The organism is Micromonospora sp. RTP1Z1, assembly GCF_033804685.1.
In the GTDB taxonomy this organism is placed as follows: domain Bacteria; phylum Actinomycetota; class Actinomycetes; order Mycobacteriales; family Micromonosporaceae; genus Micromonospora.
Genome location: NZ_JAPFQV010000013.1, coordinates 41544 through 61304, shown reverse-complemented (window position 1 = coordinate 61304; position 19761 = coordinate 41544). Strand labels below are relative to the sequence as shown.

At 73.0% G+C, this 19761-nt stretch carries 16 protein-coding genes and 1 pseudogene; 8 read left to right on the top strand and 9 right to left on the bottom strand.

The window, feature by feature from the left end; all coding sequences use genetic code 11:
- Positions 1-18: 18 nt before the first annotated feature.
- Positions 19-807: an enoyl-CoA hydratase/isomerase family protein gene (locus SLP03_RS09755; protein WP_319460211.1), complete on the bottom strand. Its 789-nt coding sequence runs from the start codon at positions 805-807 to the stop codon at positions 19-21.
- Between the two features lie 105 nt (positions 808-912).
- Between SLP03_RS09755 and SLP03_RS09750 the strand changes: the two genes are divergently transcribed.
- A complete protein-coding gene (locus tag SLP03_RS09750) occupies positions 913-1887 on the top strand; it encodes a GNAT family N-acetyltransferase (RefSeq protein WP_319460210.1) in 975 nt (324 codons plus the stop codon).
- A gap of 20 nt (positions 1888-1907) precedes the next feature.
- Here the strand turns inward: SLP03_RS09750 and SLP03_RS09745 are convergent, their stop codons facing one another.
- The 4 genes from SLP03_RS09745 to SLP03_RS09730 all read right to left on the bottom strand — a co-directional run bounded on the left by SLP03_RS09745 (position 1908) and on the right by SLP03_RS09730 (position 4178).
- On the bottom strand, positions 1908-2315 hold the full coding sequence (locus tag SLP03_RS09745; protein WP_319460209.1) for a DUF2809 domain-containing protein: 408 nt from the start codon (positions 2313-2315) through the stop codon (positions 1908-1910).
- A 144-nt stretch (positions 2316-2459) separates the two neighbouring features.
- Positions 2460-3134 (bottom strand): L,D-transpeptidase family protein, encoded by a 675-nt coding sequence (locus tag SLP03_RS09740; protein WP_319460208.1) that lies wholly within the window; start codon positions 3132-3134, stop codon positions 2460-2462.
- Between the two features lie 174 nt (positions 3135-3308).
- The gene (locus SLP03_RS09735) at positions 3309-3680 is read right to left on the bottom strand and encodes a hypothetical protein (protein ID WP_319460207.1); all 372 of its coding nucleotides are present in this window, start codon (positions 3678-3680) and stop codon (positions 3309-3311) included.
- Between the two features lie 51 nt (positions 3681-3731).
- Positions 3732-4178 (bottom strand): SRPBCC family protein, encoded by a 447-nt coding sequence (locus tag SLP03_RS09730; protein WP_319460206.1) that lies wholly within the window; start codon positions 4176-4178, stop codon positions 3732-3734.
- A 218-nt stretch (positions 4179-4396) separates the two neighbouring features.
- Here SLP03_RS09730 and SLP03_RS09725 point away from each other — a divergent pair, with 218 nt between their 5' ends.
- Complete coding sequence (locus SLP03_RS09725; protein ID WP_319460205.1) at positions 4397-5149, top strand: dienelactone hydrolase family protein; 753 nt, start codon at positions 4397-4399, stop codon at positions 5147-5149.
- Between the two features lie 84 nt (positions 5150-5233).
- Positions 5234-6550, top strand: coding sequence for an FUSC family protein (locus SLP03_RS09720; RefSeq protein WP_319460204.1), 1317 nt, complete (start codon positions 5234-5236; stop codon positions 6548-6550).
- A gap of 53 nt (positions 6551-6603) precedes the next feature.
- On the opposite strand, the gene SLP03_RS09715 is transcribed toward SLP03_RS09720, so the two are convergent.
- The gene (locus SLP03_RS09715; protein WP_319460203.1) at positions 6604-8178 is read right to left on the bottom strand and encodes an FMN-binding glutamate synthase family protein; all 1575 of its coding nucleotides are present in this window, start codon (positions 8176-8178) and stop codon (positions 6604-6606) included.
- Positions 8179-8332: 154 nt separating this feature from the next.
- Between SLP03_RS09715 and fdh the strand changes: the two are divergent.
- Positions 8333-11603, top strand: a pseudogene (gene fdh / locus SLP03_RS09710) (formate dehydrogenase).
- 108 nt (positions 11604-11711) lie between these two features.
- Here the strand turns inward: fdh and SLP03_RS09705 are convergent.
- Together SLP03_RS09705 and dinB are read right to left on the bottom strand one after the other, a co-directional pair.
- On the bottom strand, positions 11712-12548 hold the full coding sequence (locus SLP03_RS09705; RefSeq protein ID WP_319460202.1) for a TIGR02452 family protein: 837 nt from the start codon (positions 12546-12548) through the stop codon (positions 11712-11714).
- A gap of 173 nt (positions 12549-12721) precedes the next feature.
- Positions 12722-13909: a DNA polymerase IV gene (dinB, locus tag SLP03_RS09700; protein WP_319460201.1), complete on the bottom strand. Its 1188-nt coding sequence runs from the start codon at positions 13907-13909 to the stop codon at positions 12722-12724.
- Positions 13910-14041: 132 nt separating this feature from the next.
- Here dinB and SLP03_RS09695 point away from each other — a divergent pair, with 132 nt between their 5' ends.
- From SLP03_RS09695 to SLP03_RS09680, 4 genes are all read left to right on the top strand, one after another.
- Positions 14042-14341, top strand: coding sequence for a hypothetical protein (locus SLP03_RS09695; protein WP_319460200.1), 300 nt, complete (start codon positions 14042-14044; stop codon positions 14339-14341).
- A gap of 183 nt (positions 14342-14524) precedes the next feature.
- Positions 14525-15865 (top strand): nicotinate phosphoribosyltransferase, encoded by a 1341-nt coding sequence (locus SLP03_RS09690; protein WP_319460199.1) that lies wholly within the window; start codon positions 14525-14527, stop codon positions 15863-15865.
- A gap of 93 nt (positions 15866-15958) precedes the next feature.
- The gene (locus tag SLP03_RS09685; protein ID WP_319460198.1) at positions 15959-17566 is read left to right on the top strand and encodes an FAD-dependent monooxygenase; all 1608 of its coding nucleotides are present in this window, start codon (positions 15959-15961) and stop codon (positions 17564-17566) included.
- A 48-nt stretch (positions 17567-17614) separates the two neighbouring features.
- Positions 17615-18553 (top strand): MerR family transcriptional regulator, encoded by a 939-nt coding sequence (locus tag SLP03_RS09680; RefSeq protein ID WP_319460197.1) that lies wholly within the window; start codon positions 17615-17617, stop codon positions 18551-18553.
- Between the two features lie 114 nt (positions 18554-18667).
- On the opposite strand, the gene SLP03_RS09675 is transcribed toward SLP03_RS09680, so the two are convergent.
- Entirely contained in the window at positions 18668-19747 is a 1080-nt protein-coding gene (locus SLP03_RS09675; RefSeq protein ID WP_319460196.1) for an endonuclease/exonuclease/phosphatase family protein, read from the bottom strand.
- Between the last annotated feature and the right edge of the window lie 14 nt (positions 19748-19761).

The window sequence follows — 19761 nt, the reverse complement described above, 5'->3', positions numbered from 1 at the left end:
GGGCAACCGACCATCCGGTCAGCGGCCGGTGAACGTGGCCTTGCCCGGACCCTCGGCGAGGAAGGAGCGCACCGCCCCGCGCAGGTCCTCAGTGCGGTACAGGTCGGCGGCGATCTCCGTGACGTGCCGGTTGGCCCCCGGCACACCACCCGTGGCGAAGTGGTCGAGCACCGCCTTCGTGGCGGCGTGGGCCCGGGTCGGACCGGCGGCGAGCTGCTCGGCGAACGCCCGTGCCGCCGCGTCGAAACCGGCGTCCGGCAGGACGCGGTTGACCACATTCCACCGTTCCAGCGTGGCGGCCGAGTAGCGTTCGCCGGTCATCACGAACTCCTTCGCCCGGCCGACGCCGGCGCGCGCGGCAAGTCGCTGGGTGCCGCCCATGGTGGGGGTCAGCCCGACCACCTTCTCCACCAGGCCGAAGCTCGCCCGCTCGGCCGCGAGGATGATGTCGCAGGCCACCGCCACCTCGAACGCCCAGGTCAGGCAGAGCGCGTGGGCGGCGAAGACGGTGGGGAACGCCAGCGCGGCGATCCGGTCGGGCAGGGTGAGCATCCGGTCGAAGAGGATCTTCGCCTGTTCCGGTGACTGCTGGGCGTCGAAGAGGGTGACGTCCACGCCGGCGCTGACGACCCTACCGGCGAAGCGGATCAACAGGGCCCGCGTGTCGGCCGGCAGCCGGTCGAGGGTGGCGTCGAGCTGTTCGTGCAGGCCGAGGGTGTAGAGATTGAGCGGACCGGCGTCGATGGTCAGCACGGCCAGCCCGGAGGGCTGGATCTCCAGGCGGGTCAGGGCTGGCGGTTCGGTCACCGGTACAGCCTAGTGCGGTGCCGGGAAGCCCGTCGATGATCAGCCGATGATCGTGGGCGGCCGAGCGGGACGGCCGGCGGCGACAATCCGGGCTACCCTCCGGCGATGATCCGGCCCCAGTGGCGCCCCGCCGCGCCGACCGATGTGGACCGTCTGACGGCGCTCCTCGCCACCTGCGAGCAGGCCGATCCCGTCGGCCTCGACGTCGAGCCCGACCAGGTCCGCGCCCGGCTGGCCATGCCCGGCCTCGACCACGCCCGGGACACCCTCGTCGCCGAGGACGCCGCCGGGCGGCTCGTCGCCTACGCCGAGGTCGCCGACATGGGCCTCGGCCCGGGCGCGCTGCGCATCCGGCTCACCAGCGTCGTCGACCCGTCCGCGCGCGGCTCGGCCACCCGGCACGCCCACGACTGGCTGCTGCGGAGAGCGGCGGAGCTGCGCCGGGAGCGTCGGCCCGACCTGCCCGGGATGCTCGGCACCCGCTGCGGCGCGAGCGATCGGCTCCGCCTCGACCTGCTCACCGCGGCCGGCTTCGCCGTGGTGCGCTGGGAGCAGACCCTCGCCCGTGACCTGGACGAGCCGATCCCGCGGGCGCCGACCCGGGCCGACGTCTCGCTCGTCCCCTTCGACCCCCGGTACGACGAGCAGACCCGGCTCACCCACAACGAGGCGTACACCGACAACCCCACGGCGATGGTCCCCGACCGGGACAGCTGGCCGGCGCACGCCACCGGGCTGCCGACCTTCCTGCCGGAGGCCTCCGTGCTGGCGCTCGCCCCGGACGGGCCGGACGGCAATCCCGTCGTCGGTTTCCTGTTCACCCTGGACCACGTGGACGCCCGCGGTCGGGCGGCCGCGCTGCTGCACTGCGTCGGGACCCGGCCGACCTGGCGGGGCCGCGGCGTGGCCAGCGCCATGATCGGCCAGGCGCTGGGCGCGTCCCGTGAGGCCGGTCACCGGCGGGCGGAGCTGCACGTGGGCAGCGACAACCAGGTGGCCGCCCGGCTCTACACCCGGCTCGGCTTCACCGATACCGGCCGGGGACACGCCATCCTCACCCGCCGGCTCTTCGCTGACTGAAACAGGTACTCGTACAGCCGTCACCCGGGAGACTGGGCAGTGGGCCGATGCGGGGCGTCCAACAGCCAGTGGGCCGCGACCAGGGGTACCACGCCGACGGGATACCAGAGCACGTCCGTGGGGTCGAACTGGACGCCCAGCACCAGCCGGGCCAGCAGGCTCCGCGCCGACAGCGCCGCCGGGATGCCGGTCAGTTGCGCGCACTCGACCGCCCAGCAGAAAGCGAGGGCGACAGCGCCCGCCGGCAGTGGGGACATGCGCGGCCACAGGAACAGCACCCCGGCGTAGACCATCGACGCGTAGAGGGCGGTGCCGGAGTACTGCTCGAGGCGACCGTCCGAAAGCACTCGGATGGTGAGCGCGACCCCCAGGAACAGGGCCGCCGCCACCAGCATGAGCGGTCGGACCGCTGCGGGCCGGATCGACATCGCGCCGATGCTACCGGCCGGATCCCGCCCGCACCGCCCCAGCGACCCGGCCCGGGACCCATCCACGACGGAGTTCCGTCCCTGAGCGCCGCGCCTCCGACGGCGACCCCCGCGGGTGGGCCGGAGGCCGCCGTGTCGGCGCGGTCAGCGGTAGATGTGCACCGGTACGCCGACCCCGATGATCGACCACAACCGGTTCATCGCCGGGATCGGGACCCGGACGCAGCCGTGACTGGCCGGGTAGTTCGGGACGGACGTGGCGCCGTGCACCGCGTAGCCCCGGTAGAAGTAGTTCGGCCGCCACAGCAGGCCGAGGTCGCTCTGCCGCCAGCCGTCGATGCGGCGCTGGATGGTGTAGTTGCCGGTGGGCGTCGGGGTGCTGGCCTTCCCGCTCGAGGCGTCGAGGATGCGTACCACCGACCCCCCGCGCGCCAGATACAGCACCTGCCTGGTCAGATTTGCCTCGACGGAGTAGCCGGTGTGCGAGTACTTCGGCTTCGGGATCACCGGTCGGTCCAGGGCCGCCCACGTGAGCGGCCCCACGATCCCGTCCCGGCTCAGGCCGTTCACCTTCTGAAAGGCGACGACCGCGTGGAACGTCGACGGCCCGAAGACCCCGTCGGCGGAACCGACGTCGTAGTGCAGCGTGGCGAGCCGACGCTGCAGCGTCGTCACCGCCGTGCCGCGGGAACCCTGCCGCAGCACCGGCCGAGCCGTGGTCGTGGCGAGATGCTGGGCGATCGACGCCGAGCTCGCCGTGGTGGGTGATGGGCCGGCCGCCGAGGCCGAGGTGACGGGAACGAGCAGGCTGGTGGCCACGAGGGCCACCCCGAGAGCCGTACGCGAGCCGAGGCGGCGTGGGTGTGGGGTGCCTGGTGAGACGGGAATCATCGTCTCTCCCTTCTGAACTCCTATCCAGACGGTAGTTCTCGAAGGTGGGGGAGCGCTGCCCCGGACCGACTATTTACGCCGACTTGGTGACGGACGTGCCGGCTACGCCACCCGGGGCACGGACAGGATCGGCAGGGCCACGCGGTGCGTCGTACCGGCGATGTCGCCGGTCTGGTCGACGGCCGGCGCCGGCGGCACGGCCCCGCCCGCGACGGCGGCCCCCGCCCCCGGCCCGCCGTCGGCCGGTACGGAGACCGGTGCCGGGACGGACGCTTCGATCTCGGTGAGCAGGGCCGTCAGCTTGCGCACGTCGTCGACGGGCATCCGGAACGAGCCCCGACACACCGCGCCGTTCCACAGCGACACCACCACCGCGCCGCGGTCCGGGTGGTAGCTCACGCGCATCGTCCGGTCGTCGCCGCGCAGATCGGTGAACAGGTCACCGAAGCTGGGCATCGGTCGCACCTCCGCCATCCATCCAGCATGCCCCAGCCGGGGTGCACGGAGCCAGAGGCCGCGGTCGGATCAGGCCGGCCGTCCTTCCAGCAGTGCCTTCAGCCTGGCCAGGTCCTTCCGGTTGGCCCGGCGCATCGCGGCGGCCATCACGGGCGCGGCGACCGTCGCGAAGCCGCTCGGCTCACCCCGGTTGCGCAGGGCCATCCTGGTGCGACCCTGGCCCTCCGGCTCCCAGCGGTAGGTGGTCTCCATCGGGAAGGGCCCCTCGGCGGTCCGCATCACGAGTCGCTCACCGGGCGCCAACTCGACGACCTCGTACGTGTAGGCCAGCCGCCGGCCGAGGAAGTGCGCCACGAAGGCGACCCGGGAACCCACCCGCAGGGGCGGCGGCGTCAGCCACTCCACCGACGCGATGTTGACGTACCAGTCCGGCGCGTTCGACGGGTCGCCCGCGTACGCGGCCACCTCGGCGAGCGGACGGTCGATCACCACCTCCGACACCACGTCCACGGCCACCGGCAACCCCCTGCGTTCGTCTCGGCGGCGCACACCCACCCGCCCGTGCCAGTCTGGTCCATCCGGGGGGCGGGCGCCGGTGATGAGGCGGACCGGGGCGGGTCGCGGCCGGGTGCGCGGTCCGCCGTGCGGCCGCCGGGCGACGGCGGCCTCGACATGCCGGGCCAACGGCCCGCGGGTAGCGTGCAACGGCGAGACGATCAGCGAGGAGGCTCCGGGTGGAAACGACGACGGTGGACGTGCCGATCAGCGACGGTGTGGTGGACGCCTGTCTCGTCCGGCCGGACGGCGACGGCCCGTTCCCGGCGGTCCTGGTCTTCATGGACGCCTTCGGGCTGCGGCCCCGGCTGGTCGAGATGGCCGAGCGGATCGCCGCCCAGGGCCACGTCGTGCTGGTGCCCAACCTGTTCTACCGGGCCGGCCGGGCGCCCCTGGTCGACCTGTCGGGGCTCGCCGACCCGGACCGGCGGGGCGAGATCTTCGGGCAGCTCATGCCGCTCATGGGGGCGCTGACCCCGGACGCGGTCGCCCGGGACGCCGGCGCGTACCTGGACTTCCTGGCGGCGCGGGACGACGTCGCGGCGGGGCCGGTCGCCATCACCGGGTACTGCATGGGCGGCACCAACGCGCTGCGCGCGATCGAGGCGTACCCGGACCGGATCGCGGCGCTGGCCAGTTTCCACGCCGGCCGGCTCGTCACCGACGCCCCGGACAGCCCGCACCTGGGCGTCGGGTCGATCACCGGCGAGGTGTACTTCGCCCACGCCGACAACGACCGGTCGATGACCGCCGAGCAGATCGCCACCCTGGAGAAGGCGCTCGACGCCGCCGGGGTCACCTTCCGCTCCGAGCTGTACGCGGGCGCGCCGCACGGCTTCACGATGGCCGACACCGCCATGTACGACGAGCAGGCGACCGAGCGGCACTGGGTCGCCCTGTTCGACCTGCTCGACCGCACGTTCCGCCGCTGACCTCCGCCGCCGGCGGGGCCGCCACCCGACGCAGATGACCCGTCCGGGCACGATTCACCCGCCACCGGCCGGGTAACCGCCGCCATGCCCGACGACCGCCCCGCCGCCGACTCCGTCCGGTCGCCGCTCGACGAGGTCGTCGAGCGGGGCGGCCGGGCGGTGGCCCAGGCCCGCCGGCAGGGCGGGCAGGCGGGCCGCGTCCGGCTGCGCCAGCTGGAAGTCACCGTCGTGATCGCCGCGCAGGCGGGGCTGGCCGCCGCACTGGCCGCGCTGATCGCCCAGAATTTGCTGGGCCCCGGCGCGCACGTCTTCGCCCCGGCGGCGGCGGTCGGCACGATCGCCACCGCCATCGGCCAGCGGGCCCGCCGGACGTTCGAGCTGCTCGGCGGCGTGGGACTCGGCATCGTCGTCGGGGACCTGCTGCGCTTCCTGCTCGGCTCCGGGCCCTGGCAGACCGGCCTGGTCGTCGCCCTGGCGGTCGCCACCGCGCTGCTGGTCGCCGGCCGGGGCGGCGCCCTGGTCGCCCAGGCCGGCGGTACGGCCGTCCTGATCTCCACCCTCGCCCCGACGCGTTCCGGCCTGGAGCTGCCCCGGATCTTCGACGCCCTGGTCGGCGGCGTGGTCGGCATCCTGGTGGTGGCCCTGCTGCTGCCGATCAACCCGCTGCGGGTGCTGGACCGGGCGGCGGCGCCGATCTTCGCCACCGTCACCGAGCAGTTGGACGCGGTGGCGCGGGCCCTGACCGCGCGGGACGCCGACGCGGCCATCCGCGCCCTGGACCAGCTTCGCGGGGTGGACGCCGACGTCGGGCGGCTCAACGAGGCGCTCAGCGGCGCCGGTGAGGTGGTCACCCTCGCGCCAGCCCGCTGGCACCGCCGGGCGCGGTACCACCAGTACGCCCGCGGCGCGGAACACCTGGAACGCCTGATCCTGTACGCCCGGTCCGTGGCCCGCCGGTCCGCCACCGCCCTGCAGTACGACGAGCCGATCCCGCCGTCGCTGCCCGTGGCCGTCGCCCGGCTCAGCGACGCGCTACGGCAGTTGCGCCGGGACAGCCAGGCGGGCGTGGAGCCGGAGCGCTGCCGCCAGCTCGTCCAGGAGAGCGCCGAGCTCGCCGGCCGGGCCTGGGCCGAGGGGGTGCGGTCCTACGGCGACGCGCTGATCACCGACCTGCGGACGGCGGACAGCGAACTGCTCCGGGCGATCGGGTACGAACCGGACGGCGCCAACCGGGTGGTGCGCCAGGCGGCCGGCCGGGGGCAGGCGGTGGTACGACCGCCCGCGCGGGGACACCTGCGCCGGCCGCACCCACCCACCGGGGCGCCCCGGACCCGGCGACACCGTCGGTCCACCCGCCGGGCCCATGGCCGGCGGCGGGAAGCGCGCAGTCCACGAGGGTGAAAGTGGCCCGCCGCCGGCTCCGGGCGGGCTGGCTACGGCCGTGAGCCTGCGGGTCAGCCGACCGCGGTCGGCGACGGCGGAGCACTGCCGCCCTGCGGCGCCTCGGCGGTCATCAGTCGGACGATCTCCGCCCGGTCGGCCGCCGACGGCAGACCCCACTCGGGCCGGTAGCCGTACACCTCGTGCAGCGGGGTGGAAGCGGTCCGGCCGTCGAGGATCTCCACCGCGTCGGTGTCGATCAGGCCCGGGTGTTCGACGCCGCAGGCCTCCGCGACCTTGACCAGGTCCCGGCGCAGCGTACGGAGGTAGTTGGCCGCGCGGACGGACTTCAGGGTCGGGTCCAGGCCGCGGGCCAGCCAGGGGTTCTGGGTCGCGACGCCGGTCGGGCAGGTGTCGGTGTGGCACTTCTGCGCCTGGATGCAGCCGATCGCCAGCATCGCCTCCCGGCCGACGTTGACCATGTCGCAGCCGAGGGCGAACGCGACGATGGCGTTGTCGGGCAGGCCCAGCTTGCCGCCGCCGATGAAGACCGTCCGCTCGTGCAGGTCCTTCTCGGCGAACGTCCGGTACACCCGGGAGAAGCCCTGCTGGAACGGCAGCGACACCGAGTCGGTGAAGATCAGCGGCGCGGCGCCGGTGCCGCCCTCGCCGCCGTCGACGTTCACGAAGTCCACGCCCCGGCCGGTGTCCCGCATCAGGGTGGTCAGCTCGTCCCAGAAGCCCAGGTCACCGACGGCCGACTTGATGCCGACCGGCAGTCCGGTCTCGGCGGCGAGCAGCTCCACCCAGTCGAGCAGGCTGTCGCAGTCGGAGAACTCGGCGTGCCGGGACGGGCTGACGCAGTCCTGACCCTGTGGGATGCCCCGCGTCGCCGCGATCTCCGCCGACACCTTCGCCCCGGGCAACAGCCCGCCGAGGCTCGGCTTCGCCCCCTGGCTCAGCTTGATCTCCAACGCCCGCACCGGTGCGCCGGCCACCAGGTCCGTGAGCCGGTCCAGGCTGAACCGCCCCCGCTCGTCCCGGCACCCGAAGTACGCGGTGCCGAGCTGGAACACCAGCTCACCGTCGTTGCGGTGGTACGGCGACAGCCCGCCCTCGCCGGTGTTCTGCAGGCAGCCGGCGAGGGCGGCGCCCTTGTTGAGCGCCTCCACCGCCCGGCCGGACAGCGAGCCGAAGCTCATCCCGGAGATGTTGACCACCGAGCCGGGCCGAAACGCCTTCGCCCGGCCCCGGGGACCGCCGAGCACCTTGGCGCAGGGCAGCTCCACCTCGTGCCCGGCCGTCGGCGACGACGGCGGCACCGCCCGACCGAAGGTGCGGTGCTTGATGATCGGGTACCCGGGGGTGTACTCGATGTCGTTGTCCGTGCCGAAGCCGAAGTAGTTGTTCTCCTTCTTCGCCGAGGCGTAGATCCACCGTCGCTGGTCGCGGGTGAACGGCCGCTCCTCGTTGTTGCCGGCCACGATGTACTGCCGTAGCTCCGGCCCGATCGCCTCCAGCAGGTAGCGGGCCCGCCCGATGATCGGGAAGTTGCGCCGGAGCGCGTGGTCGCGTTGCAGCAGGTCCCGCGCGGCGAGGGCCGCGACGGCGGCGGAGACGACGGGTACGGCACGGCGGGCCCAGTTCATGCCCGCCTCTCTCCCCGTCCCGGCGGCGAGCGAAACTACCGGGCGTCGTGCGCCGCCACCAGGTCTGGGGTTGTCAACGCGCTGCGCCCGGCCGGCAACTCATCTATGGTCGAACCGTTCGCGTTTTCGCCCTTTTAGTCGGAAAGATTACGAGATGGGTGTGCGCACCTGGATCGAGGGCTGGCCGGTCTACCGCCAGCTCACCGGCACCGATCCGCTGGGCCGGGGTGTCGCGGCCAAGTCCGCACGCTCCAAGTCGCTGACCGCCCGCACTGAGACCGCCGATTCGATGGCCAGGTCGGTCTGCCCCTACTGCGCCGTTGGCTGCGGGCAGCGGGTGTACGTCAAGGACGGCCAGGTCACCCAGATCGAGGGCGACCCGGACAGCCCGATCTCCCGGGGCCGGCTGTGCCCGAAGGGCTCGGCGAGCAAGAACTACGTGACCAGCGAACTCCGCCAGCAGAAGGTGCGCTACCGCCGCCCGTACGGCACCGAGTGGGAGGACCTGGACCTCGACACGGCGATGCACATGATCGCCGACCGGGTCCTCGCCGCCCGCGACGAGACCTGGGAGGACGTCGACGCCGCCGGCCGGCCGCTGCACCGGACGCTGGGCATCTCCAGCCTGGGCGGGGCGACGCTGGACAACGAGGAGAACTACCTCATCAAGAAGCTGTTCACGGCGATGGGGGCACTCCAGGTCGAGAACCAGGCCCGTATTTGACACTCCGCCACCGTCCCCGGTCTGGGGACCAGCTTCGGTCGCGGCGGCGCGACGGACTTCCAGCAGGACCTGATCCACTCTGACGTCATCGTCATCCAGGGCTCCAACATGGCCGAGGCGCATCCGGTGGGGTTCCAGTGGGTGATGGAGGCCAAGGCCCGTGGCGCCAAGGTCTTCCACGTCGACCCCCGGTTCACCCGGACCAGCGCGCTCGCCGACACGTACCTGCCGATCCGGGCCGGCACCGACATTGCGCTGCTCGGCGGCGTGGTGCGGTACATCCTGGACAACGAGCTGGACTTCCGTGACTACGTGGTCGCCTACACCAACGCGGCGACGATCCTCACCGAGGGCTACCGCGACACCGAGGATCTGGACGGGTTGTTCTCCGGCTTCAAGCCAAACAACGCCAGTTACGACCAGGCGAGCTGGCTGTACGAGGGGCACGAGCCCATCGGCGCGGTGCGCGACACGGAGACCCAGCGGGAGACCGCGGCCGGGATGGAGCACGAGTCGCACGGCGCACCGATCGGCGGGCAGGTCGAGCGGGACGAGACGCTGCGGCACCCGCGCTGCGTCTACCAGATCCTCAAGCGCCACTACGCCCGCTACACGCCGGAGATGGTCGAGCGGGTCTGCGGCATCCCGCCGGAGAAGTTCCTGGAGCTGGCGCGCGCCTGGACGGAGAACTCCGGCCGGGACCGGACCAGCATGCTCGTCTATTCGGTGGGCTGGACGCAACACAGCTTGGGGGTGCAGTTCATCCGCATCGGCGCGATCATCCAGCTGCTGCTGGGTAACGTGGGCCGCCCGGGCGGCGGGATCATGGCCCTGCGGGGACACGCCAACATCCAGGGCTCGACGGACATCCCGACGCTGTTCAACCTGCTGCCCGGCTACCTGCCGATGCCGCACCACGCCGACCACCCGACGTTCGACGACTGGATCGAGAGCATCCAGCATCCGGGCCAGAAGGGCTTCTGGGGCAACGCGAAGGCATACGGGGTCAGCCTGCTGAAGGCGTACTGGGGTGACGCGGCTACCGCCGAAAACAATTACTGCTACGACTACCTGCCGCGGATGACCGGCGACCACGGCACGTACCAGCAGGTGTTCGACATGATCGACGGCAAGGTCAAGGGCTACTTCCTGCTCGGCCAGAACCCGGCGGTCGGCTCCGCGCACGGCCGCGCGCAGCGGCTGGGCATGGCCAACCTGGACTGGCTGGTGGTCCGCGACCTGTTCATGATCGAGAGCGCGACGTTCTGGAAGAACGCCCCTGAGATCGAGACCGGTGAGATCGTGACCGAGCGGTGCCGCACCGAGGTCTTCTTCCTGCCGGCGGCCTCGCACGTCGAGAAGGAGGGCACGTTCACCCAGACCCAGCGGCTGCTGCAGTGGCGGGAGAAGGCCCTCGACCCACCGGGCGACTGCCGCTCCGAGCTGTGGTTCTTCTACCACCTCGGCCGCATCATCCGGGAGCGGCTGGCGGACTCGACCCGGCCGCGCGATCGGGCGCTGCTCGACCTCAACTGGAACTATCCGACGCACGGCCCGCACGCCGAGCCGAGCGCCGAGGACGTGCTGCGCGAGATCAACGGCTACGAGTTGGCCACCGGCCGGCCGCTGTCGCTGTTCACCGAGATGAAGGACGACGGTTCCACGGTCGGTGGGTGCTGGATCTACTGCGGGGTGTTCGCCGACGGTGTCAACCAGGCCGCCCGCCGCAAGCCCGGCTCGGAGCAGACCTGGGTGGCCCCGGAGTGGGGCTGGGCCTGGCCGGCCAACCGGCGGATCCTCTACAACCGCGCCTCAGCCGACCCCGATGGCAAGCCGTGGAGCGAGCGGAAGAAGTACATCTGGTGGGACCAGGCGAAGGGCGAGTGGACCGGCTACGACGTGCCGGACTTCGAGAAGAAGAAGCCGCCGTCCTATCGGCCGCCCTTGGGGACCACCGGTGTGGAGGGGCTCGCCGGCGACGACCCGTTCATCATGCAGGGCGACGGCAAGGGCTGGCTGTACGCGCCGACCGGGGTGCTCGACGGGCCGATGCCCACCCACTACGAGCCGGCCGAGTCGCCAGTGCGCAACCCGCTCTACGGCCAGCAGGCCGACCCGCAAGGTCTATACGCACCCGGTCAATACCCTCAACCCGAGCCCGCCGGAGCCGCACAGCGAGGTCTTTCCGTACGTCTTCACGGTCAGCCGGCTCACCGAACACCTCACGGCGGGCGGGATGAGCCGGACGGTCAAACACCTCGCCGAGCTGCAGCCGGAAATGTTCGTCGAGGTGTCGCCGGAGTTGGCGGCCGAGCGGGAACTGACCCACCTGGACTGGGCCCACCTGGTCACCACCCGCGCGGCGATCGAGGCGCGCGTCATGGTGACCGACCGGCTCACCCCGCTGCGGGTCGACGACCGGATCATCCACCAGATCTGGCTGCCCTATCACTGGGGATATGAGGGCCTCAGCCGGGGCGACTCGGCCAACGACCTGTTCGGGATCACGCTGGACCCCAACGTACTGATTCAGGAGAGCAAGGTCGGCACCTGCGACATCCGACACGGTCGGCGGCCGAGGGGCCGGGAGTTGCTGGACCTCGTCGCCGACTACCGGCGGCGGTCGGGGCACCTTTCCCCCAACTACCCGCCGATCGTCACGACCGACACGGTGCACGGCGGCAGCGACGCGGAGGCCTGATCGACGGTCCACGCCAACAGCCTGTACGGCCCGGTGGACATCTTCGCGGTGCTCGCCGCCGTCGACCTCGTCGGCCAGCCAGCCGCGCGCACGTGGCGGCAACCATCTCTACCGTCCAGAGAGCCTGCCCGCCGTGGGCGCGGCGCCGAAGCGGGCGGTGAAGGCGGCGTGTACCGGGCCGTCGACCCGGTCGAGCACCGCGAAGGTCACCTGGTCGAACCAGCCGGCCGCGTCGGCCAGAGCAAGCGCGAACGCGTCCGCGACCGTGGCCGGGTCGTTGCGGAACACCCCGCAGCCCCAGGCGCCGAGCACCAGCCGCCGGTGGTCGTGCGCGGCGGCGACCGCGAGGACCCGGCGGGCCCGGGCGCGCAGCACCGGCGCCACCCGGTCGGCGTCGCCGGGCTGGTTGCGCAGCACCTCGCCCCGGTTGGGGGCGGCGGCGGTCAGGAAGGACACCTCGTGGGCGGCGTCAAGCAGGCGCCCCTTGTCGTCGCGGAACACCGACACGCGCGGCGAGTAGATGACCCGGTCGCTGTAGAGCAGATCCCGCTGCTGGCGGTGGAACTCGTAGCACTCGCCGACGGCCGTCAGGCACGGGAACAGCGCGGAGGCACGGGCCAGGCTTTCCTCCTGGGCTTGCGCCCCGGTCCGGAAGCCGCCGCCCGGGTTCTTGGCGGAGGCGAAGACCAGCGCGGCGACCTCACCACCCTCGGCGAGTCGGCGGGCGGCGACCAGGGTGCTCTCCCGGGTCACCTCGACGGTCGGCGCGCCACCACCGGCCGGCGGGGTGGGCAGCGGGTCGTCGGGCAGGTGCAGGCGGGTGCCTGCGACGGCGGCGCGTACCGGGTCCGCGAGGTCCACCCGCTCGCCGCGCCCGTTGCGGAAGTGGCCGGCGTCGAGAATGTCCAGGGTGTCGCGGGCGATGGCCCGCAGCCGCGTACTCATGCTCCGGCATTGTGCGGCAGCCGAGCCGGACGTGACGACCGGTCATCCGGCCCGAAGATGCTGGACGATCTGGATGGTTCGCCGTCCACGTCGGCGATCCAGGCGATGAGCAGCCGGTTGAGCCAGGCGTGCGGGGCGGCCAGGGCCGGCGTGCCGTCGGCCGTCACCTCCGGTCAGTCCGGCAGGCGAGGCATCTCCGGACCCGGGTCTCGGCCGAGCAGCACCGCCCGGGTCAGCGCCGACGAGCCGAACCGGTCCCGGACCGCGTCCACCGCGGCGTCCAGGTCCGCGCCCGGGTCACGATCGAACGGCAGCGGCGGCTGCACGTGCCCGTCGTCGAGGTTGCCGACGGACACCCCGATCAGCGTGACACCGCGCCGGTCGAGTTCCGGCAGCGCTGTCCGCAGCAGCGCGCGGGCCGCGTCGAGCAGCGGCCCGGTGTGCGCGGTCGCCTTGGCCAGGGTGTGCGAGCGGGTCGCCCCGGTGTAGTCGGCGAAACGCAGTCGCAGCATCACCGTGCGGCCGGTCCGCCCGGCGGCGCGCATCCGCCGGGTCACCCGGTCGACGAGCCCGGCCAGGACGGCGTCGAGGTCTTCGGGGGAGTGCGGCTGCCGGCCGAGGGCGTGCTGGGCGCCCATCGAGGAGCGCCCACGGCCGACCTGCACCGGGCGGTGATCGCGGTTGTGCGCAAGGGAATGCAGGTGTCGGCCGGCGCCCGCGCCGAGCAGCGAGACCAGGGTCGCCTCGCCCAACCGGGCCACCTGCCCGACGGTACGGATGCCCCGGTCGCGCAGCTTCGCCGCGGTGACCGGACCGACGCCCCAGAGCCGCTCCACCGGCAGCGGGTTCAGGAACTCCAACTCCCGGTCCGGCGCGACGACCAGCAGGCCGTCCGGCTTCGCCACCCCGCTGGCCACCTTCGCCAGGAACTTCGTCCGGGCCAAGCCGACGGTGATCGGCAGGCCGACCCGTTCCAGGACCTCGCGGCGCAGGCGTACGGCGATGTCGAACGGTGGGCCCGCGAGGCGGCGCAGGCCGCCGACATCGAGGAACGCCTCGTCGATGGAGAGCCCCTCGACCAGGGGAGTGGTCCCTCGGAAGATCTCGAATACCGCTCGGCTCGCCGCCGTGTAGGCCGCCATTCTCGGCGGCACCACGATCGCGTCCGGGCAGAGCCGGCGGGCCTGCCGCCCGCCCATCGCGCTGCGGACGCCCCGGGCCTTGGCCTCGTAGCTGGACGCCAGCACCACGCCACCGCCGACGATCACCGGCCGGCCGCGCAGCCGCGGGTCGTCCCGCTGCTCGACCGACGCGTAGAACGCGTCCAGGTCGGCGTGCAGGATGGTGGCGTCGCTCGACACGAACACATGTTCGCACGGCTGGTTCGCTGTACCGCGCTGACCTGCCGAAACAGTGACTGCCTGAGGCGCTCCTCAAGCCGGTCGGGCGGCTCATGCCGTGACGCGCGGACGCCGGGGTCCTACGATCAGCGTATGGCGATGTACCTCGTCACGCTCCGGCGGTCCGGCCCCCGGTGGGACCCGGCGCGGCCTTTGGAGGAGCAGCTCGACTGGTCGGCGCACGCGGCGTTCATGGACGGGCTCGTGGAGTCGGGCTTCGTCGTCCTCGGCGGCCCGTTGGCCGACGAGCGCCGCGTGGCGCTCGCCGTCGAGGCCGAGTCGGAGGGCGCCGTGCGCGCGACGCTCGCGGGTGATCCGTGGAGCGGGTCGCACCTCGAGGTCGACACCGTCGAGCCGTGGACCGTCCGGCTGGACGGGCGGCGGCCCGCGTAGCGGCGAGACGTCGGACAGGCGCGGAGGACCCACCGCTGGAGACGTCGACCGCGGGCGGCGACGACGATGTTCCATTTCCCGCACGCACCGCCACCGGATCGCAGACAGTGGGAGCGAGGCCGGGCGGGGATCGGGTCGACGTCGCCGGTCCGCCGGCGGCGGTGCCGAGCGGGTGGAGGTGGCATGACGGGGTTGCGTACCGACCTGTACGAGCTTCGGATGGCGGCCAGCTACCTGCGCCGCGACATGGTGGAAGACGCCACGTTCAGCCTGTTCGTCCGCCGCCTGCCGCCCCGGCGCGGCTTCCTGGTGGCCGCCGGGCTGGCCGAGGCGCTGGCTTTCCTGGAGGGCTTCGCGTTCGACGACGACGAGCTGAGCTACCTGCGCGACGTCGTCGGCCTCGACCAGCCGACCGTGGCGGCGCTCGCCGGGCTGCGGTTCACCGGGGACGTCCGGGCCGTGCCGGAGGGACGCGTGGTCTTCGCCGACGAGCCGCTGGTGGAGGTGACCGCGCCGATCGCCGAGGCGCAGCTGGTGGAGACCGGCGTGCTGAACCTGATCACGTTCCACACCACGGTGGCCAGCAAGGCCGCCCGCTGCCGGCTCGCGGCCGGGGACGCGGAGCTGGTCGACTTCGCCTTCCGCCGTACCCACGGGATCGAGGCGGGGGCGGGGGTGGCGCGGGCGTCGGCCATCGCCGGTTTCGCCGGCACCAGCGACGTCGAGGCCGCTCGACGCTACGGCCTGCGACCGTCCGGCACGATGGCCCACTCGTACGTCGAGGCGTTCCCCGACGAGCGGGCCGCGTTCCGCGCGTTCGCCGCCGACTTCCCCACCAACCCGATCTTCCTCGTCGACACCTACGACACGCCCGCCGGCGTGCGGGCCGCCGTCGACGTCATCACCGAGCTCGGGCTGACCGGGCCGCTCGGCGTCCGGCTCGACTCGGGCGATCTGGCCGCGCTGGCCGGGCAGAGCCGCGCGATCCTGGACGACGCCGGGCTCACCCAGGCGAAGATCGTGGCCAGCGGCAGCCTCGACGAGGACGTCATCGCGGCCCTCGTCGCAAAGGGCGCACCGATCGACGCCTACGGCGTCGGCACCCGGATGGGCGTCTCCTTCGACGCCCCGTCCCTGGACAGCGCCTACAAACTCGTCGCCTTCGGCGACCGGCCGGTGCTCAAGCTGTCGCCCGGCAAGGCCACCCTGCCCGGCCCCAAGCAGGTCTTCCGTGACCCCAGCGGGGCGAGCGGCGACGTGGTCGGGCTGCGCGACGAACCGCCACCGGCCGGCCGCGAGCCGTTGCTCGTGCCGGTCATGCGCGGCGGAGTTCGCGTCGACGCCGCCGATCCGGCCGGTGAGGTGCAGGCCGCGCGCCGCCGGTTCGACGCGGACCTCGCCTGGCTGCCCGAGGCGACGCGCCGGCTGGCCGACCCGACCCCGCTCACCGCGACGGTCAGCCCGGGGCTCGCCGAGCTGCGTGACCGGGTGACCGCGCACGTGGAGCGGGCCGGCGCGTACTGATCAGGCGGCGGGCCGACCGCAGGTGCGACCCGAGGCAGGAGTCGAATCGTGGCGTGGCCCCCGCCAAGCCGGACCAGGCCGTAGGTTGACGCCATGACCGCCTCGGTGGATGTGCTGATCGTCGGCGCCGGCCCGACCGGCCTGGCGTTGGCGGCGCAACTCGCCGCGGACGGCGTCCGGCCACGCCTGATCGACCGCAGCACCGACCGGGTCCATGAGTCGCGCGCCCTGGCGATCCAGCCGCGCACCCTGGAGGTGCTGGCACGGTTCGGCGTCACCGATCAGCTCATCGCCGACGGCAACCCGGCGGTGCGGCTGCACCTGCACGTCCGGAACCGGGTGCGGACCCTGCCGATGTTCGACCTGGGCCTGGCCGATACCGCCTACCCGCACCTGCTGCTCCTGTCCCAGGCCGAGACCGAACGCATCCTCTCCGAACACGTGCGGACCTCGGGCGTGACCGTCGAGCGCGGCGTGGAACTGGTCGACCTGCGGAGCACGGCCGACCAGGTGACCTGCCGGCTGCGCCACCGCGACGGCCGGGAGGAGACGGTCGACGCCCGGTACGTGGTCGGCTGCGACGGCGCGCACAGCGCCGTTCGCCGCGCCGCCGAGATCGCCTTCGAGGGCAGCTCCTACCCGCAGACGTTCGTGCTGGCCGACGTCGAGGCCGACGGTCTCGCCACCGGGGCGGCCCACGCGTTCCTCTCCGATACCGGGATGCTGCTCTTCTTCCCGCTCGGCCGGCCGGCCAGCTGGCGGCTGCTGGTGATGCGACCACCGGCCGACCCCACCCCACCGGACGCGACGGTGACCCTCGACCAGGCGCAGACGCTCACCGACGGGTACACCGGCGGGACCGTGCGGCTGCACGACCCGGTGTGGATGACCAACTTCCGGCTGCACCACCGCGCCGCCAGGCACTATCGGGCCGGGCGGATCCTGTTGGCCGGCGACGCCGCCCACATCCACAGCCCCGCCGGAGCCCAGGGGATGAACACCGGCATCCAGGACGCGATCAACCTCGGCTGGAAACTCGCCCACACCCTGCACGGCCGCGCCGGGGCCGGGCTGCTGGACACCTACGAACCCGAACGCGCCCCGATCGGGCGGATGGTGCTGCGCTTCACCGACCGGGCCTTCACCATCGCCACCTCCACCAACCCGCTCGTCCGCTTCGCCCGTACCCGCATCGCCCCCGCCGTCATCCCGCTGGCCGTACGAGCCCGGGCCGCCCGGGCGTTCGCATTTCGTACCGTCTCCGAGCTCGACGTCCGGTACCGGCGCAGCCCCCTGTCGGTGGAGGGGCCGCGCCCGCCACGGCACGGGCCCCGGGCTGGCGACCGGCTACCCGACGCGCCCGTCGTACGCGACCGGCAACCGACCACCCTGCACGGGGCGACCGCCGCCCCGGGCTGGCATTTGTTGGTGTGCGGCCCCGGTCGGACCTGGGCCGCCGAACAGGTCGAGCAGCTGTCCCATGGTCGGGGCGGTCCGCTCACGGTCCGGCGCCTGGGCGTCAGCGACGAGCCCGGCACCCTGCACGACCCGGACGGACACGCCCTGCGCCGGCTCGGCCTCGACACCGACGCCGACGCGCTTTACCTGGTCCGACCGGACGGCCACATCGGGTTCCGGTCCGGGGCCCAGGGCTGGGCCGCGCTGGTCGACTACCTCGACCGGTGGCTCCCACCGAGCTGAGCGGACCGGGGTTGTGTCTCCGGTAGGGGGAGGCGCGAGGGTGGGGGGATGAACGGCGACACTGTTTACTCGATCGGCGAGCTGGCCCGGCGGACCGGGCTGACGGTCAAGGCCATCCGCTTCTACTCCGACCTCGGGATCGTGCCGCCGACCGGCCGCAACCCGGCCGGCCACCGCCGCTACGGAATCGAGTCCCTCGCCCGCCTGGAGCTCGTGCGGACACTGCGCGACCTGGGACTGGACCTGACCACCATCCGGAAGGTCGTGGACCGGGAGATCTCGCTTCCCGAGGTTGCCGCGGCGCACGCCGAGGCGCTGGCGGTGCAGATCCGCACGCTGCGGCTGCGGCGCGCGGTGCTGACGGCGGTGGCCAGGCGCGGGTCCACTCCTGAGGAGATGGACCTCCTGCACAAGCTGGCCAAGCTCTCCGAGGAGGAACGCCGACGTCTCATCGGCGGGTTCCTCGACACCGTCTTCGGCGGCCTGGACGCCGACGCGGGATTCGTGGGGATCATGCGCTCGATGACCCCCGAACTGCCCGACGAACCCGAGGCCGAGCAGGTCGAGGCGTGGGTGGAGCTGGCCGAACTGTCCCAGGACCCGGATTTTCGCGCGAGCATGCGACGCATGGCCGAGCAGCACGCGGCCGAGCGCGCGCGGGGTGACGACCGGGCCGTGCGCCGCGACGCCGCCGCGGTGGTCCGTGACGGGGTCGGCCCCGCCCTGGCGGCCGGCATCGATCCGGCCTCGCCCGAGGCCGATCCGGTCGTCGTGGCGGTCACGGCGCGGTACGCGCGGCTCTCCGGTCGTCCTGACGACGTCGACCTGCGGCGCCGGCTGTCGACCCTGCTGGAGACCGCGAACGACCCGCGCCGGGAGCGGTACCTTCAGCTGCTCTCGGTGATCAACGACTGGACGGCCCCGGACAGCCTGGCGCCGGCGCTCGACTGGTTCATCCGGGCCCTGCGCGCCCGGATCCCGCGGTAGCGGCGGCCCCGACGCAGCGCCGGCCGGACCCGGTCCACGTCACGCGGCCCGTGTCCGCCCGCGGTCGACGGGCGGGCACACCGTCTCCACCAGCCGCCTCAGCGCGCCAAGCCGTCACGGCAGCGCGAGCACGGCGGCATGCCCCAGGTGGTCCGACGCCCACCGACCGTCGGGGGTCTGCCGCTCGTTGCCGAAGACCTCGCTGCTCACCGGCACGACCGCGCCCTTGAACATGACCATGTCGATGCGGTGCTCGACGTCGCCGGCCGGTTCGTTCAGGTCGTCGCCCAAGCCCGCGGTGTACCCGGGGTCGCCCGGGTGCAGGATCGGCCAGCTGTCGATCATGCCGCCACCCACCAGCGTGAAGTACGCGAGCCGGTTGTTCGGGTCGGGCAGTTCCGGCCCGGTGTTGAGGTCCCCGACGAGGATCACCCGACCGGTCGTGTGCAGCGGGCCCTGCAGCAGTTCCTGCGCCTGCAGCACGCGGATGCCGGGGTGGAACGCCTCCAGGTGGGTGTTCACGAACCGGTAGGTCCGGTTGCCCTGCGCCACGTCCACCGCCGTCCAGCCGCGGGTGCTGGTGGCGCTGCCACCGACCGCCGGGAGCGGGGTGACCAGGTTGTGGAAGAAGTTCCCGGACGACGTGTCGGTCACCTTCACCCGGCCGCCGTGCCGCACCAGGATCACGTCGCGCATGGTGAGTCGGGCGTCCACGTTGTGCGGTGCACCCGCCGGGGCCTCCAGGTCCGCCTCTTCCTGCTCCACCGCCAGGTCGTACGGGTGGCCGGAGACGGCCAGCTCGGACATCAGCAGCGTCAGGTAGTCGTAGCGGACCGTGGTGGCGGATGCCGGATCGCCGATCGGCCCGGTGCGCCAGAGCGCCACCTCCTGCAGACCGACCAGGTCGGGCCTGCGATCCCGGATCTCCTCCGCGATCAGCTTCGCCCGGGCGGGGAAGTTCACCAGGTCGACGTGGCTGAGCAGGGCCGCGTTCGCGGCCAGGAACGCCGGCAGGGTCGTCGCGGTCATCGACGGGGTGAGGTCGCCGCCGAGGTAGAGGTTCCGCGTCATCACCGTGACGTTGGGACCGGCCTCGGCGTGCGCCGGCGGTGCGAGAAGTCCGAGGCTGGCCGCCACGAGGGCGGCGGTAGCGACCAGTCGAGTCAGTCGGTAGGAGCGTGCTCTGCCGGCCATGCGCCCGGTCCTCT

Excerpts from the sequence above, each read along its gene's own strand:
- SLP03_RS09720 (WP_319460204.1), top strand. The coding sequence starts at position 5,234 with ATGCCCGACGACCGCCCCGCCGCCGACTCCGTCCGGTCGCCGCTCGAC.
- SLP03_RS09735 (WP_319460207.1), bottom strand. The coding sequence starts at position 3,680 with ATGGCGGAGGTGCGACCGATGCCCAGCTTCGGTGACCTGTTCACCGAT.
- SLP03_RS09695 (WP_319460200.1), top strand. The coding sequence starts at position 14,042 with ATGGCGATGTACCTCGTCACGCTCCGGCGGTCCGGCCCCCGGTGGGAC.
- SLP03_RS09675 (WP_319460196.1), bottom strand. The coding sequence starts at position 19,747 with ATGGCCGGCAGAGCACGCTCCTACCGACTGACTCGACTGGTCGCTACC.
- SLP03_RS09685 (WP_319460198.1), top strand. The coding sequence starts at position 15,959 with ATGACCGCCTCGGTGGATGTGCTGATCGTCGGCGCCGGCCCGACCGGC.
- SLP03_RS09680 (WP_319460197.1), top strand. The coding sequence starts at position 17,615 with ATGAACGGCGACACTGTTTACTCGATCGGCGAGCTGGCCCGGCGGACC.
- SLP03_RS09705 (WP_319460202.1), bottom strand. The coding sequence starts at position 12,548 with ATGAGTACGCGGCTGCGGGCCATCGCCCGCGACACCCTGGACATTCTC.
- SLP03_RS09745 (WP_319460209.1), bottom strand. The coding sequence starts at position 2,315 with ATGTCGATCCGGCCCGCAGCGGTCCGACCGCTCATGCTGGTGGCGGCG.
- SLP03_RS09715 (WP_319460203.1), bottom strand. The coding sequence starts at position 8,178 with ATGAACTGGGCCCGCCGTGCCGTACCCGTCGTCTCCGCCGCCGTCGCG.
- SLP03_RS09690 (WP_319460199.1), top strand. The coding sequence starts at position 14,525 with ATGACGGGGTTGCGTACCGACCTGTACGAGCTTCGGATGGCGGCCAGC.
- SLP03_RS09750 (WP_319460210.1), top strand. The coding sequence starts at position 913 with ATGATCCGGCCCCAGTGGCGCCCCGCCGCGCCGACCGATGTGGACCGT.